The sequence below is a fragment of the Aeromonas sp. sif0611 genome (assembly GCF_019218845.1).
GTDB classification, from domain to species: Bacteria; Pseudomonadota; Gammaproteobacteria; order Enterobacterales; family Aeromonadaceae; genus Aeromonas; species Aeromonas media.
The window spans coordinates 844024-858784 of sequence record NZ_JAHUWU010000001.1; the positions used below are offsets into that span (position 1 = coordinate 844024).

The window sequence follows — 14761 nt, forward strand, 5'->3', positions numbered from 1 at the left end:
GCTGCCACCCCGCCATCATGAAGAAGCCGCCCATCGGGCGGCTTCTTTGCATGGAGCGCTGGCTACTGCTCCGGCAGATTGAGATCCAGTTTGGGAGCCGGGGGGACGACCTCGCTCTGCGCCTTCTGCGCCGCCATCACCTTGTGCAGGGTGCGACGCTTTTGCAGCAGGATGAAGCCACCCGCCCCCAGCAGGAGCAGCAGCAGGCCACCACCACCCAGGGCCCAGGGCAACCAGACCGGGCTCTCCCGTTCCTCAAACCTGGCCTGAGTCGGTGCCGCTGCCGAGATGGGAGATGCCGCTGAAGGGGTGGGCGCCGGTGGCGGCATGATGGTGAACGACTTGACCGGCAGTTGCAGTTGCACCTCGCGGCCGAGTCGGGTGGTGCCAAACAGGGTCGCCTCTACCTTGTACTGGCCTGCCGCCTTGAGGGCGGAGAGATCGACGCCCAGGCGGGGCTCGGTTGCCACTGCATTGAAGGCCATGCTGCCCCCTGCGCTGTCGATGGCCTTGCCCTGGATCACCACTGAGGCCGGCTCCAGCTCGTCGGCATCGATGAGCAAAGAGAGCCTGGCCCCGACGTCACCGGAAGGGGCATCCAGGGTGTAGCTCAGCGGCCAGGGGAAGAGCAGCACCTGCTGGGACTGGGCACGGGAGAACACCTGATTGCCGCTGCTGTAGAGGGCGCGATACTTGCCTGCTGGCACGTCCAGCACCGCCTCGGCGGTCAGGACGCCATCCCCGGGCACCTCATCGAGCCCCTTGCCATCATCGAGGTAGTGTCCGAGGGTCTCCTCAGCTATGGGCTCCCCGCTCTGGGCCGCATCGTTGAACTGTTGCAGCTTCACCGTCATGCCGAGATCGGAGAGGTAGTAGCCCGCCCCCGGCGCCGCCCCGTCGATCAGCAGCCGGGATTGCAGCTTGATCCGCTCCCCCTGATAGAGACGGGTCGGCAACGGCTCGCTCTCGAGCCGAATATCGGTGAGCAGGCGCACCCTGTTGTCGGGGTCCACCTCGCCGATGGCCTGCCAGGGGCCCGGCATGGGGTTGCGTACCGTGATGAGATCCTGATCCTTGAGGGCCAGCCAACCCACCTCCGGCGGTGTGACCTTGCCCACATAGAGCTTGCTGCCATCGGGCCGCACCAGGATCACCGACGGCGTGCCCGGCTTGCGCTTGATGATGAAGGTGATCTCCTTCACGCCGTAATCGATGCGAAAGCGGTTGTCGAGCAGTGGGATGTCGGAGGGGGCAAACACCTCGTTGGCCATGCCGGAAAGGGAGGTCAGCAGCAGCAACCCCCCCCAGAGCGAACTCATTGCCGCCACAGGCAGGCTCCCCCTTTCTTCTGCACCAGATCCAGCCTGGCCTCATGGACGGCAACCACCTCGTCGCTGGCGCGCACCACCTTGAGGGGTGCCCGGTTGCTCTCCAACCGGCGGATCCCGGTGTCCTGGTTGCTGTCATTCTCGCTGCTCTCGCTGGCCAGATTGAGCTTGGTCTGGCCACCCGTCATCAGCAGGTAGACGTCCGCCAGGATCTCCGCATCGAGCAAGGCCCCGTGCAGGGTACGGTGGGAGTTGTCGATGCCGTAGCGATCGCACAGCACATCCAGGTTGTTGCGCTTGCCGGGGAAGAGATCCCGCGCCATCGCCAGGGTATCAGTGATGCCGCAGATGTCCGCCGTCTTGAAATCGAGGCCGAGCTTGCCGAACTCATAGTCCATGAAGCTCACGTCAAAGGGAGCGTTGTGGGCGATGATCTCGGCACCGCGGATGAAGGCGATGAAGTCGTCGGCTATCTGGCTGAAGGAGGGCTTGTCCGCCAGGAAGGCATCGGTGATGCCGTGCACGGCGATAGCCTCGGGGTCCACCAGCCGATCCGGCTTGATGTAGACATGAAAATGGTTGCCGGTCAGTTTGCGGTTGATCACCTCCACACAGCCGATCTCGATGATGCGGTGCCCGAGGTAGACGGGGCCGCCTGCCGTGTTCATGCCTGTGGTTTCAGTATCCAGAATGATCTGGCGATTCAGTTGGGGTGTGCTCATGATCGAATCCATGTCAAACTTCGGTTTTATTCGCTAGTTTACCCCAAGACCCATGCTAAAAAAGATTGATTTGTATACGGATGGTTCCTGCCTCGGCAATCCTGGCCCCGGCGGTTATGGCGCCGTCATGGTTTATGGCAAGCACCGCAAGGAGTTGGCTGGGGGCTATCGGCTGACCACCAACAACCGGATGGAGCTGATGGCCGCCATCATGGGACTGCGCACCCTGAACGAACCCTGCCAGGTACGCCTGACCACAGACAGCCAGTATGTGCGCCAGGGAATCACCCAGTGGATCATCGGCTGGAAGAAGAAAGGCTGGATGACATCCAACCGCCAACCGGTCAAGAACGTCGATCTCTGGCAGGCGCTGGACGCGGAAGTGGCGCGCCACCAGATCGAATGGCTCTGGGTCAAGGGTCACTCCGGTCATCCGGAAAACGAACGCTGCGACGTGCTGGCCCGGGATGCCGCCAGCGGCAAGCAGCTCGCCGAAGACACGGGCTACCAGCCCTGAGATGCCCTGCTGGCAGAGACTTCTCTATTAATGAAGGAAACAGCCAGCGGTCTGTCGTGGCACCCTCGTCACCAGCCCTGGCGCGCCATGCCAGGCGCCGCCATCGACTCCGGCAGGCGCCAGCGACGGCGCACCGGGGTGACGGGGAAACGCCGCTTGCGGGCGGCTATCACATAGACAGAGGCAAAGGGTCTGCAGTAATCCCGCCCCAGGCTCTCCCGCCACCAGCCAATCTTGCTCTGCTTCCCCATGAAGGAGAAACCGAAGCGCTCGTCAAACATCACCTCGCACCCCAGCAGTTGCAACCAGTCGGTCACCCGGGCCGGGGTGAACATGCGCGCCGACCAGGGCAGGTGTTGTCGCATGAAGGGCAGGTAATGACCCAGGCCGACCAGGCTGGTGGGGTTGTAGCCGCTGACGATGAGCCAGCCGTCATCGGTCAGCACCCGCTCAGACTCGCGCAGCACCTGGTGGGGATCCGGTGAAAAGTCGAGGCAGTGGGCGAGCAGGCAGGCATCCACGCTGCCGGTGCGGATCGGCAAGGCAAGGGGATCCCCCTTGATATCCAGCAGACGCCCGCCGGGGGCGACACCTAGCTGGTGGCGAATGGTGGAGCTGCCGCAGGAGAGCTCGGCGCTCAGGGCGCCAATTTTCAGCAGATGGTAGCCAAACAGATGAGGACACCAGTTGTCGAGCCGCTCCTGGAGCTCGGCCGCCACCCAGTCCCCCATGGGCAATGCCGACCAGCTGGTCGGGATCGCGATCTGTTGTTCGGTACGTGCCAGCTGCATAATGGGACCAATCCGGGGTGCGAATGCCATCTTGTTATATAAGATCCCTTCCACAAAGAGAACACAAAGAGAAGCCGACCCATGTATACCGTCATCACAGTTCCCGCCTTCAGCGACAACTACATCTGGTTGATCCGACACGAAAATCACTGCCTCGTCGTGGATCCGGGCGAGGCGGCCCCCGTGCTGGAGCGGCTCGAGACGCTCGGGCTTGAGCTCGATGCCATCCTGCTGACCCACCATCATCGCGACCATGTGGGCGGCGTCACGGATCTGCTGCATCATTTTCCTCACGCCCGCCTCTATGGCCCCAAACATGACCCCATGCCGGATCATCACGGCCAGTGGCTCGATGACGGGGATCAGATCAACTGGCACGGCCTGAGCCTGGATGTCCTCCACATCCCCGGCCATACCCTGGGCCACATCGCCTATCACGGCCATGGCATGCTGTTTTGTGGCGACACCCTCTTCAGTGCCGGCTGTGGCCGCCTGTTCGAAGGCAGCCCCGCCCAGATGTACGCATCGCTACAACGGCTCGCGGCCCTGCCCGATGACACCCTCCTCTATTGCGCCCATGAATACACCCTCTCCAACCTGCGTTTCGCCCATGCGGTCGAGCCGGACAACCTGGCGATCCAGCGCCGGATCGGGGTGATCAGCAAGCTGCGTCAGCAGGGCCTGCCGAGTCTCCCCTCACGCCTGGGAGATGAGCGGCATTTCAATGTTTTTCTGCGCTGCAATGAGGACTCAGTGAAATTTTCTGCTGAGAAATACGCCCTTAAATGCTTGGAAAATCCAGAGGATACCTTCACCGTGCTGAGGGGCTGGAAGGACGTTTTTTGAACAAACCTTGATCAGGGGGCCATTGCCCCTTATGATGCGAGCTGTTTTTCCATAGATGACCTGAGCGAGATGAAGCTACGAACGGCCTTATTGGCGGCGCTGTTTCTCAGCGGCTGTCAAAACCTGAGCCATCAGGATGACCGGGCGATAACGGCAATCGAGCCGATCAAATCCCCCCAAGTCAGCAAGAAAACGTACAAGAAACACTCTTCCAGAATGCTGTTCGGCGACGAACAGTTAGAAGAGATGGATGACACCGATAACCTGTGGGTGCGTATCAGCGATGATATGCAGCTGGACTCGCACGAAAATGCCCGAGTCCGCCAGCAGCGTGATTGGTTACTTCGTAATGATAAGCATATGGCGACCATTGCCAGCCGGGCTGAGCCCTACCTGTATCTGATGGTAGAGGAAATCGAACGGCGTGAGCTGCCAATGGAGCTTATTACCATCCCCATGATCGAGAGCATGTTCGATCCCAATGCCCGCTCCCGCAGCAATGCGGTCGGTCTTTGGCAGTTCGTTCCGGCTACCGGCAAGAACTTCGGCCTGCGCCACGACAACTGGTATGACGGCCGCCGCGATGTATTGGCCTCCACCAATGCCGCACTGGACTATCTGGAGTACCTGAACCGTTTCTTCGACGGCGACTGGTTGCAGACGCTGGCCGCTTACAATGCCGGTGAAGGTCGGGTACGCAATGCCATCATCCGCAATCAGAAGGCCGGTCGGCCGACCGATTACTGGTCGCTGGACCTGCCCCGTGAAACCCGGATGTATGTGCCCAAGATCCTGGCCATGGCTGACATGATCCGCAATGCGGACAAGTACAATGTCACCCTGCCGGTGCTGGCCAACAAGCCGCAACTGCGGACCATCAACACAGGTGGCCAGATCGACCTGAACGTGGCGGCGCAGCTGGCCGGTGTCTCCGCTTCCCAGCTCAAGGCCCTCAATCCGGCACTCAAGCGTGGCATGACCTCGCCGCGAGGCCCCTACAACCTGTTGGTACCCGTCGAGTACGCCGACACCCTGGAACTGGCCCTGGCCGATCTGCCCCAGCGTGAACGTACTCGTGGCGTACGCTCCTATCAGGTCACCAGCGGCGATACCCTCTCCCGCATCGCCCAGAACCACGGGGTGAGCGTGCAGCAACTCAAGCTGGCGAACAACCTGCGCGGCACCAATCTGCGCCGTGGCCAGAGCCTGATCATTCCCAACGGGGGACATGCGAGCCAGGCCGTTCAGAGCAAGCCACAACAGCTGGCGAGTGGCAGTGGCAGCAAGATCCAGTATCAGGTGCGCTCCGGTGACAATCTGTGGAGCATCAGTCAGGCCCACGGGGTGACCCACGCCGATCTGGCCAAGTGGAACGGCTTGAGCACCAAGTCGGCCCTGAAACCAGGCATGAAGCTGGTGGTCTGGCCCAAGCAGGGCAAGGGCAGCAACAAGTCCATGGTCTATCAGGTGCGCCGCGGGGATTCTCTCTCCTCCATCGCCGCCCGCTTCCAGGTCGCCGTCAACGACGTGATGCGCTGGAACCAGCTCGGCAAGACCGACTACCTCAAGCCGGGGCAGGAGCTGACCCTGTTCGTGAAGAACAACAGCTGATTGCTTATCACCGTACAAAAAAATACCCCGCGAGTGCGGGGTATTTTTTTATCTACCATCTATCACCCCTCAGGGGGTGATGGCCTGGGCCGCGAACCGCGCCAGGATGGGATTGTGATCCGAAGCATCGGTGGCCGGTGAGCTCACCTCCACCAGGTCCAGGTTGCGGTAGTAGAGGTGATCCAGCGGGCGACCGAAAGCAGTACGGCGCAAGTCGGGCACAGGAATGGCTTCCTGCAGGCCAAGCTCCCCAACCAGCTTGTTCAGCCAGAACTCGCGCTTGTCGCTCCAGGTATTGAAGTCTCCCCCCAGGATGACAGGACCCTGATGGCGATGGATCAGTGCGGTCAGATCGTTGAGCTGCTCGCGGAAGGTGGCCATCCCTAACTCGAAATTGACCGCATGTAGGTTGACCACCAGCACACCGTCAGGATCCCCCTGCAAGGGGTAGAGACTCACCAGACCGGACTTGGGGATACGCAGCAGCGGCTCGGGGGAGCGCACACCACAGACGAAGGCCTGCGGTGTCTTGGCCACCGTCATGACACCGAAAGAGACACCTCCCTGGGTGAACGCCTGCAGCTGTTGCCACTGAAAATCACCCGCACGCAGCCAGTGCAGCATCTCGGGCCGGGTAGCCGACTCCTGCAGCAGCACCAGATCCTGCGACTTGGCGTACTCGTTCAGCCCTTCACGCCAGTTCTTGCGCTGACCCTTGTAGAGATTCCAGACGGTGATGCCGAACTCGCGGGGCAAGGCGGTGGAAGCCAGCGCCACCAGAGGCGGCTTCTGACAATCGACGCCGGGCACTATGCCCGCCGCCGTGACCAGGTGATCCTGATCCGGCACCTCGAAACAACCAACCAGCCCCAGCGTCAGCAGGGACGTCCCCAGAATCCGATAACTATTTTTCATTGGCTAACAATCACCTGCCTCTGCAACGCACCATGATCCTCACAGAGGTCATGGACGCCGACTAGTCTCATTATTCGTGTCCGGCCCGACTCATCCATGAGGGATCCCGCAATGGCGAGACAGCACCAGTACCGCGTGACATTTTATGATCAACAAGGAACTTGTCATCAAGTGGAGCTTTCCACCATCTATCAGATCAGACGGGATCCCCAGTGCGATCTCTGTCTGTTCGACACGGCTCAGTGCGTCGGCTCGGAAGAGATGCTGGAACGCATGATACGGCAAAAAACCGGGCTTGAGCAGGAAATATCCATCATCAACGCCCGGCTCATCTGAGCAGATTCAGACTGGAACGGGGCGTGATTTACCCTGATCGTCGATGGCCACGTAGGTAAAGACCCCCTCAGTCACACAGTAACGCTGGGCCTCGTTCTCCCGCAGCACCGGCTTGACCCAGACCTCCAGCTTGAGGCACATGGAGCTGCGCCCCACCTTCAGGCAGCGACCGTAGCAGCACACCACGTCGCCCACCTTGACCGGGCTGTGGAAGGTCATGCCCTCCACCGAGACGGTACAGATGCGTCCTTTTGCCAGCTCCTTGGCCATGATGCCCCCACCTATATCCATCTGGGACATGATCCAGCCCCCGAAGATATCGCCATTGGGGTTGGTATCGGCTGGCATCGCCAGGGTTCTCAGCAACAGCTCCCCATCGGGATGACGCTTTGTCTCTTCCATCATTACTGCTCTCTCTATCATGGATGGCGGCATGATAGGGGGCGATCCCGCCCTTGGCAAACCTCAATTGCCCGGCGGGCCCGCACCGCACAAGGCTCGCGGGCCCAGCCATCGGCAAAGAAGACCAGGTTGAAGCCCATCCTGACTCACCCTTGCAAGGACGCCTGCGCGGCAAACCAGTGGGCCGGATCCGGCCAGCGATAGACAAAACCCAGTCGCTGGCAGATGCGCTGTCCCTCGATGGGGGAAAAATCCCCCGCCGGCTCGATGAACTGCGGGGGCGCCAGCCCGAGCAGACGGCTCGCGAAGGGATAGAGCTGCTCCCGGCGCGGGTGGACCGGGGCGCTCAGGTTGTAGGTGTCCCCCTCCTGCCCCACCGCCAGCATCAGCTGGCAGGCCGCCACCACATCGTCCAGATGCACTAGGTTCACCGCCTGCCCTCCTCCTGCCAGCGTCTTGCCCGCGAGGAAGCGCCCGGGGTGCCTGTCCGGGCCGTAGAGGCCGGCCGGACGCAGCACCATGGCGCAGGCAAAGCCGCCCTCCTGGACAGCCAGTTCTGCCGCCCGCATCCGCTCTCCCCTGGCGCTGGCCGGGCTCGGGGTCCCATCCTCTCCCTGCCCTGGCGCCCACACCGAGGTCGCGCTGATAAAGAGCACCTTGCCAGCACCTGCCGCCCTGGCCAGCTGGCACAGCCGTGCCACCGACGCCGGGTAATCCTCGGTCTTGCTGGGGGGCACGCAGATCACCAGATCGCGGCAGCGAAACGGCAGCGGGCCCACCATGTCCGGAGCCAGCAGCAGCGGCCAGGCCGCGATGCCCCCGTCACGCAACCGGGTCGCCTTCTCGAGGGAGCTGACTGTCACGGCGACGGACTGACCCTGCGCCTGCAATGCCCGGGCCAACGGCAACCCCAGCCAGCCTGCACCCACTATTCCCGTTTGATACTCATGTTCGGTTGTCATCGGCAAAATCTCGGCAAAAAAAAACGGCCATCCTATGATGACCGTCGAAAGTAACGAAGGAAATAGCCGGATGAACCGGTTACCTCCCACAGCGGGAAAATCGGGAGCGCACGCTCCTAATTCGTGGGGCCTATGCTAGTGACTGCGCGGTTAAAAAGCTTTGAAGCGGATCACAGTTGAAAAGGATTTCTGAAAGCGCTTTCAATGTTTGGTGAGAAAATTGGCCCACTTGGGGCCAATCCATCGCTCAGGCCACAGACTCCCGGCGTACCAGTTCCGCTTCAAACTTGAGCGCCAAGCCCTCCACCGGCTTGTGATCCAGCAGGCGCAAGGCCAGCTCCGCGGCCCGCTCTCCCATCTCCTCGATGGGGTAGCGCACCGTGGTGAGCTTGGGATAGATGTAACGGGCATAGGGGATGTCATCGAAACCGACCACGGAGACCTGTTGCGGTATCTTGTAGCCCCGCTCCAGCAGGCAGGAGATGGCACCCGCCACCATGGCATCATTGAAGCCCAGCACGGCCGTGAAGGGAACGCCGCGCTCCAGCAGCTCGCTCATGGCCACATAGCCCCCCTTCTCGTCGGCAAAGGCGCGACCGATGAGGGCGGGATCCAGCTCGATGCCGGCCCGTTGCAGGGCGACGCGATAGCCAGCCATCCGTTGCTGGCCATCGACGAACTCCTCGTCATCCGAGGTGATGAAGGCAATCCGGCTATGTCCCGCATCCAGCAGGTGCTGACAGGCGGTGGTGATGCCCGCCTGGTTGTCCAGCCAGACGCAGCGCTCCTCGCAGCCCGGCACCTGGCGATTGATGAAGACGATGGGGGTGGACCCCGACGCCAGCTCGCTCAGCTCTTCGTCCGGCAGCGCCTTGCTGTGCAGGATCAGGGCGTCACACTGGCGTTGCAGCAGCGCCTGGATGGCGTGACGCTCCCGGGCCGCGTCGTGGTTGCCGGAGACCACTATGGTGAACTTGTTCGCCTTGTCGACCATGCTCTCGATGCCACGCATCATCTGGGCGAAGAAGGGGCCACCACAGAGATCCCCAACCAGGACACCGATGCAGTTGGAACGCTTGCTTACCAGGGCCTGGGCGAAGCTGTTTGGACGAAAACTCAGCTCCTTCATGGCCGCGAGCACGGCCTCGCGCTTCTCGGGTGCAACCTGCGCCGTGTTGTTGATGACTCGCGACACCGTCGAAATGGACACATTCGCCAGCTGAGATACGTCTTTGATCGTTGCCACTCTCAATTCCTTTGTTGGGGAAGCCTGTCTGTGTTGATCGGGCATTATATCGAACCAGTCAGACCAAGACGCGGCGCCCGATCACCTGACAGGTTTCCTTTTGTAACAAAGCTTAAGGGATAATAACCATTCTGAGGCAAGAATGGGAGGCAGTCGCTGACGCGACTGCCCCCGCACTCAATAGGCGTGATTGAGCTCGCGTTCCGACATGAAACGCAGGGGCTGCTGCAGCTTGTGCTGGTAGATGAGATCGAAGGAGAGCACGTTCTGGACGTAGTTGCGCGTCTCTCTATAGGGGATGCTCTCCACCCAGACATCCATCGGCTTGTTGGTGCTCTGATCCCGCCAGCGCTTGACCCTGCCGGGGCCCGCATTGTAGGCCGCCGCCGCCAGGATCCGGTTGCCGTCATACACGTCCAGCAGCCGCTTGAGGTAGGCGCTGCCGAGGCGGATGTTCATGGTGGGGTCGAACAGCTGCTGCTCGTTGCGATAGGGTACTCCCAGCTTGCTGGCGGTCTCTCTCGCGGTGGCTGGCATCAGCTGCATCAGGCCACGCGCCCCGACCGGCGACTGCGCCAGCGGATAGAGGGCGCTCTCCTGACGAGAGATGGCATAGAGCAGGCTGGTGTTCATGGTGCGCTCCTGCGCCATCTGGGAGAAGGTGCGCTTGAGGGGCAAGGGGAAGCGCAAGTCGATCGCATCCCAGGCCTCGGCCCGAATGCTGGAGAGGATCGCCAGCTCGTGCCAGCCCTGGTTGAGGGCGATATGACCGAACTCCAGGCGCTGGGCCACTGGGTTGCGATCCATGTTGTGGATCCACTCAGAGCGCGCCGCCGTGATCTCGTTCATCGCCAGCAACTCGCGCACCCGCACCAGGAAAGGCCAGCGGCTGCTGGCGGTGCGCCAGTCCGGCACCTTGTGCCCCACGCTCTGGTTCTTGATGCGATAAGGCACACCGGTGCGCTGCGCCGCCATGAAGCCATAGAAGCCGCGCAGATTGGCGGTTTCGAGATAGAGCTCCCGCGCCGGTTTTTGCCGACCCTGCACCTCCAGGGAGCGCGCCAGCCAGTAGCGCCAGCGATCCTCCTTCTGCAGTGCCATGGGCATCCGCTTGACCCAGCCTTCGAGGTCGCGCCAATCCTGCTCCCAGATGGCGAGCCGTGCCCGCAGCTCCACCAGCTCGGCGTCCTTCATCCGTACCAGGGTAGCATCCAGCCAGTTGCGCTGGGCGGTGGATCTGTCCAGCAGCAGGCGGCGGGCGGCCGCCCGCTCCACCCGGGCAACCTCGGCCTGATTCAGACCGAAACGGCGCTTCATCTCCCCCAGCTGACGCAGGGCGGGCTCGGGTTGCTCGTTGGCATAGCGGGCCAGCCCGAGGGAGAGCAGCTGCCTCGACTGCGGCGCCGTCGAGAAGGAGGCCGGGTTCATCGCCCTGGCCGGTTGATCAAACAGGGCTATCATCTGATCCCCATAGGGTTTCAGACTCCCCAGCTGGGGGCCGAGATGGCGGATGAGATTGGGGTTCTGCGCCTCGAAAGCCAGGCTCATCCGCTGCCAGATCTTCTCCTGGGTGCGCAGGCCCGCCTGCTGCCAGAGCTGGAACAGGGGATCGCAGGCATCGGGCCTGGACTGGCCGCTCAGCCAGAGCTTGCCCGCTTCCTGCAGGGCCTCGCTCTTGTGGCCGGTGTAATAACGGGCCTGGTAGTGCATGCAGAGCAGATCGGTAGAGTTCGGCTTGGCCGGGTAGAAGCGCAGGAACTGGGACCACTGCTGACTCTGGGCCAGGTAGGTGAGGTAAGCGCGCTCCAGCCGGTTGGACTGGGGGGTATCCCCGTGCTGGCGGATGAAACGGGTCACGTCGTTGTAGTCTGCCGCTCCGGGCCGGAACGCCAGCTGGTAGTAATCCAGATAGGGCCGCAGCGGATAGTGGTTGAGGCGGGCGCGGATCTGCTGGAAGCGCTCCTGATCGTTGGCACGCACGGCGTCATAGCCCTCACGATAGAGGGACTGCTCCATGGTTTGCGCAAAGACGGGTGCCACAAGCCCTGGCACGCACAGCGCCGAAAAGATGATTCCCTGCACGGCTTTCACGAAAGGCATTCTCCCTTAGAAGAGGCATGACCACCGCCCGTTGGCGGTGGTGAGATACCTTCATTCTACCCGTTAAATATGGGCGCTACGCCACACTATTTTTGTCGGCAGGAGCGGCACGATCATGGCGGGTCAGGCGGCTGATGTAGCGCTCCAGATAGGGCACGGGCAGCGGCTTGGAGGCAAGATAGCCCTGGAAGAAATGGCAACCCTGCGCCTGCAGGAATTCCAGCTGCTGGCGGGATTCGACCCCCTCGGCCGTCACGTTGAATCCCATGTGGCGGGCCATGGCGATCACCGCCTCGACGATGGCCATGTTGTCGCCATCCTTGGGGATGTCCTGGATGAAGGATCGGTCGATCTTGAGCTCATCGGCGGGCAGCCGTTTGAGGTAGCTCAGGGAGGAGTAGCCCGCACCGAAATCGTCGATGGCGAAGCTGATGCCAAGGGTCTTGAGCTCGGCCATCTTGCTGATGGTGTCCTCCGCATGGCCGAGCACCACGGACTCGGTGATCTCCAGGTTCAGGCAGGAGGGATCCATGCCGGTGGCGGCCAGCACATCGTGGATCCGATCGACGAAATCGTGGGCATGGAACTGCTTGGCACTGACGTTGACCGACAGCTGGGGCACGTGGATCCCGTTCTCCTCCCAGGAGACATACTGGGTACAGGCCTCATGCAACACCCAGTTGCCGATGTCGACGATGAGATCCGTCTCCTCGGCGATGGGGATGAACTCGGCGGGAGAGACCAAGGCACGGCCAGGCGGCTGCCAGCGGATCAGCGCCTCCACCCCGATGATGTCACCCCCTTCGACCATGTGCTGGGGTTGATAGTGGAGGGTCAGCTCCTGATTGTTGAGGGCACTGCGCAGCTCGTTGTGAATGAGCAGGCGCCGATCAGCCTGCAACTGCATGGAGGCATCGAAGAAACGCCGCGTCTTGCGGCCCGCCGACTTGGCCTGATACATGGCGGTGTCGGCCTGCTTGAGCAGGTCCCCGGCTTCCTGCTCCCGGCCAGGGAACAGGGTGATACCGACGCTGGCTCCGATGTGCAGCACCTGGCCGCCATGACTGTAAGGGGCAGCAATCTCCCCGATGAGCCGCTCCGCGATGAGGTCGGCCTGCATCTCGGCCTGGGGCGGGCTGATGGAGAGGCCGGGCAGCAGCAACACGAACTCGTCACCACCGAGTCGGGCCAGACAATCCCCCTGTCGCACCAACCGCTTGAGGCGGCTCGCCACCTCCTTGAGCAACCAGTCGCCGGTGGCATGACCCAGGGAGTCGTTGATGGTCTTGAAGTGATCGAGATCGATGAACAGCAGGGCACCGATCAGGTGCTCGCGGCTCGCCTCCGCAAACGCCTGGGCCAGGGTCTCGTGGAGCTGACGGCGATTGGGCAAACCGGTCAGCTCGTCGTAATAGGCGAGATCCTGGATGCGGCGCTCCGCCGCCTTACGCTCGGAGATGTCTTCGAAGAAGATGACATAGTGGCTGATGCCCCCCTTGTCATCCTGGACCGGCGTGACGATTTCCCACTGGGGATAGACATGGCCGTCGGCATGCAGACGCAGGGTCTCCCCCTGCCAGCGATCCAGAGCATTGAGCTCATAGCCTAGCCCCCCGAGACCGGACCAGAGGTCGTTGCCAAGGTGCAGGCCTATCACTCCCTGGCTGTCGAAGCCGGTGATCTGGCTGAAGGCGTAATTGACCCGCAGGATCTTGAAGTCTGGATCCGTGATGATGATGCCTTCATGGGTTTCGAACGCCACCGCAGATAGCCGCATCAGGGCGTCGCTCTGCAGGCGCTCCAGCTCGGCCACCATGCGCACCGAGAAGATGGTCAGCACGGACCCCAGATCGGCAGTCTGGGTCTGGTTCGGGAACAGCAGGGCGAGATGGCCCAGGATCTGGCCACTGCGATCCAGCAGTGGCTGGGCGTAGTAGTGCTGGCCCGGGGGCAGGCAGGTGCAGCCGATAAGAGGTTCACTCACGGGGGTCGAACTGGTGACGCCCTGCCGGTAGAGCTGCTGGCAGGGCATGTCAGCCAGGGCATACTCCTTGAAGTCGATGCCGTGGCTCGCCAGCACCCTGAGCCGGTCAAGGCCCACTCGTTCCGTCAGCCAGACCGCATTGGCCCCCAGAATATGGGCGAGCTCGTTGACCAGGGTATGGCAGAAATCGAGGCCAGTCCTCGCGGAGAGTGCCTGCGCCAGCTGAGCCAGCAAGGGCGCCTGCAGCAGAGGAAGTGGCGGAGTGATACCGGCTGACGGCTCGGCGCGGCTCACGGCGTTGTGGGACATCTCCAGCGGTGCCAGCCAGCCGCAGCAGAGCTGCTGGGCCGGCACATACTGGCCGTACCAGAGCACGTGATGCACAGTGCCAGCCTCATCGCAGAGGTGGCCGATGAACTGACCGGGTTGGCCAGAATGGTGGAGTCTTGCGAGAAAATCGGCGAAACCGGCTTCATCTTCTTTTGCCAGTTGGCGGGCCCAGGGATGAGCCCCTTCCTCCTGCCAGGGCTGGCAAGAGAGATGATCAGACAGGCTCCACTGCTCATGCTGTCGATCATAAAACCACATCATCTGGGTGGCTTGTTGCTTCATTTACGACTCCAACACTACAACCACGTTATCCACCCCGACACATGCAGAAAAGCATATCCGTTTGTGCGCATATCACCACAGGCGCATGGCAATCCTTTTGCGATGCGATAAACGATGTGGGTAGAGAAAATGCGAGACTGAGCGGTGAAAACCAGACATCGGGTCGACACAAGGCGCTGCCAAGGGGGGGACAGAAACGATCCTATTCGCGCATACTGCCTGCCCGTTTCGTTGAGCTCAAGCGGTTTTTGGCATGAAACGGGAAAAGCTCACAATTTAGGGATTGCCGCATCACCAAGGGAATGTTTTGTGATATAGGTCACATTTCCATCCAACCACATGGGTAATCTGAGGGTGAAGACACAAGCAAGACGACCCGAAGGGGGCCA

The 14761-nt window shown here is 61.8% G+C and carries 13 protein-coding genes; 4 read left to right on the forward strand and 9 right to left on the reverse strand.

The annotated features are described in order from the left end of the window. Window positions 1–62: 62 nt before the first annotated feature. A complete protein-coding gene (locus tag KW824_RS03690) occupies window positions 63–1319 on the reverse strand; it encodes a TIGR03503 family protein (RefSeq protein ID WP_218409088.1) in 1257 nt (418 codons plus the stop codon). Beyond that, on the reverse strand, window positions 1316–2050 hold the full coding sequence (gene dnaQ / locus KW824_RS03695) for a DNA polymerase III subunit epsilon (RefSeq protein WP_042650252.1): 735 nt from the start codon (window positions 2048–2050) through the stop codon (window positions 1316–1318). Before dnaQ ends, KW824_RS03690 begins: the two co-directional genes overlap by 4 nt. 52 nt (window positions 2051–2102) lie before the next feature. Between dnaQ and rnhA the strand changes: the two genes are divergently transcribed. Next, window positions 2103–2567: a ribonuclease HI gene (gene rnhA, locus KW824_RS03700; protein WP_025326391.1), complete on the forward strand. Its 465-nt coding sequence runs from the start codon at window positions 2103–2105 to the stop codon at window positions 2565–2567. A 68-nt stretch (window positions 2568–2635) separates the two neighbouring features. Here the strand turns inward: rnhA and KW824_RS03705 are convergent, their stop codons facing one another. Then, a complete protein-coding gene (locus tag KW824_RS03705) occupies window positions 2636–3358 on the reverse strand; it encodes a class I SAM-dependent methyltransferase (protein ID WP_218408940.1) in 723 nt (240 codons plus the stop codon). An 81-nt stretch (window positions 3359–3439) separates the two neighbouring features. Here KW824_RS03705 and gloB point away from each other — a divergent pair, with 81 nt between their 5' ends. Both gloB and KW824_RS03715 read left to right on the forward strand, forming a co-directional pair. Beyond that, window positions 3440–4204 carry a hydroxyacylglutathione hydrolase gene (gene gloB / locus KW824_RS03710; RefSeq protein WP_043132851.1) on the forward strand — a complete coding sequence of 255 codons (765 nt, stop codon included), beginning with the start codon at window positions 3440–3442 and terminating at the stop codon, window positions 4202–4204. Between the two features lie 69 nt (window positions 4205–4273). Continuing rightward, window positions 4274–5815 carry a LysM peptidoglycan-binding domain-containing protein gene (locus KW824_RS03715; RefSeq protein WP_218408941.1) on the forward strand — a complete coding sequence of 514 codons (1542 nt, stop codon included), beginning with the start codon at window positions 4274–4276 and terminating at the stop codon, window positions 5813–5815. A gap of 69 nt (window positions 5816–5884) precedes the next feature. Here the strand turns inward: KW824_RS03715 and KW824_RS03720 are convergent, their stop codons facing one another. Then, the gene (locus KW824_RS03720) at window positions 5885–6730 is read right to left on the reverse strand and encodes an endonuclease/exonuclease/phosphatase family protein (RefSeq protein ID WP_218408942.1); all 846 of its coding nucleotides are present in this window, start codon (window positions 6728–6730) and stop codon (window positions 5885–5887) included. Window positions 6731–6841: 111 nt separating this feature from the next. Between KW824_RS03720 and KW824_RS03725 the strand changes: the two genes are divergently transcribed. After that, window positions 6842–7066, forward strand: a complete 225-nt coding sequence (locus KW824_RS03725) for a hypothetical protein (protein WP_218408943.1) — start codon at window positions 6842–6844, stop codon at window positions 7064–7066. Between the two features lie 6 nt (window positions 7067–7072). Here the strand turns inward: KW824_RS03725 and yciA are convergent, their stop codons facing one another. The 5 genes from yciA to KW824_RS03750 form a co-directional block, all read right to left on the reverse strand. Beyond that, a complete protein-coding gene (gene yciA / locus KW824_RS03730) occupies window positions 7073–7471 on the reverse strand; it encodes an acyl-CoA thioester hydrolase YciA (protein ID WP_218408944.1) in 399 nt (132 codons plus the stop codon). Between the two features lie 143 nt (window positions 7472–7614). Next, the gene (locus tag KW824_RS03735) at window positions 7615–8430 is read right to left on the reverse strand and encodes an NAD-dependent epimerase/dehydratase family protein (RefSeq protein WP_218408945.1); all 816 of its coding nucleotides are present in this window, start codon (window positions 8428–8430) and stop codon (window positions 7615–7617) included. Between the two features lie 247 nt (window positions 8431–8677). Next, complete coding sequence (locus KW824_RS03740; protein WP_041206143.1) at window positions 8678–9676, reverse strand: LacI family DNA-binding transcriptional regulator; 999 nt, start codon at window positions 9674–9676, stop codon at window positions 8678–8680. A gap of 177 nt (window positions 9677–9853) precedes the next feature. Beyond that, the gene (locus KW824_RS03745; protein WP_218408946.1) at window positions 9854–11767 is read right to left on the reverse strand and encodes a transglycosylase SLT domain-containing protein; all 1914 of its coding nucleotides are present in this window, start codon (window positions 11765–11767) and stop codon (window positions 9854–9856) included. A gap of 85 nt (window positions 11768–11852) precedes the next feature. Further along, the gene (locus tag KW824_RS03750; protein WP_218408947.1) at window positions 11853–14372 is read right to left on the reverse strand and encodes a bifunctional diguanylate cyclase/phosphodiesterase; all 2520 of its coding nucleotides are present in this window, start codon (window positions 14370–14372) and stop codon (window positions 11853–11855) included. Between the last annotated feature and the right edge of the window lie 389 nt (window positions 14373–14761).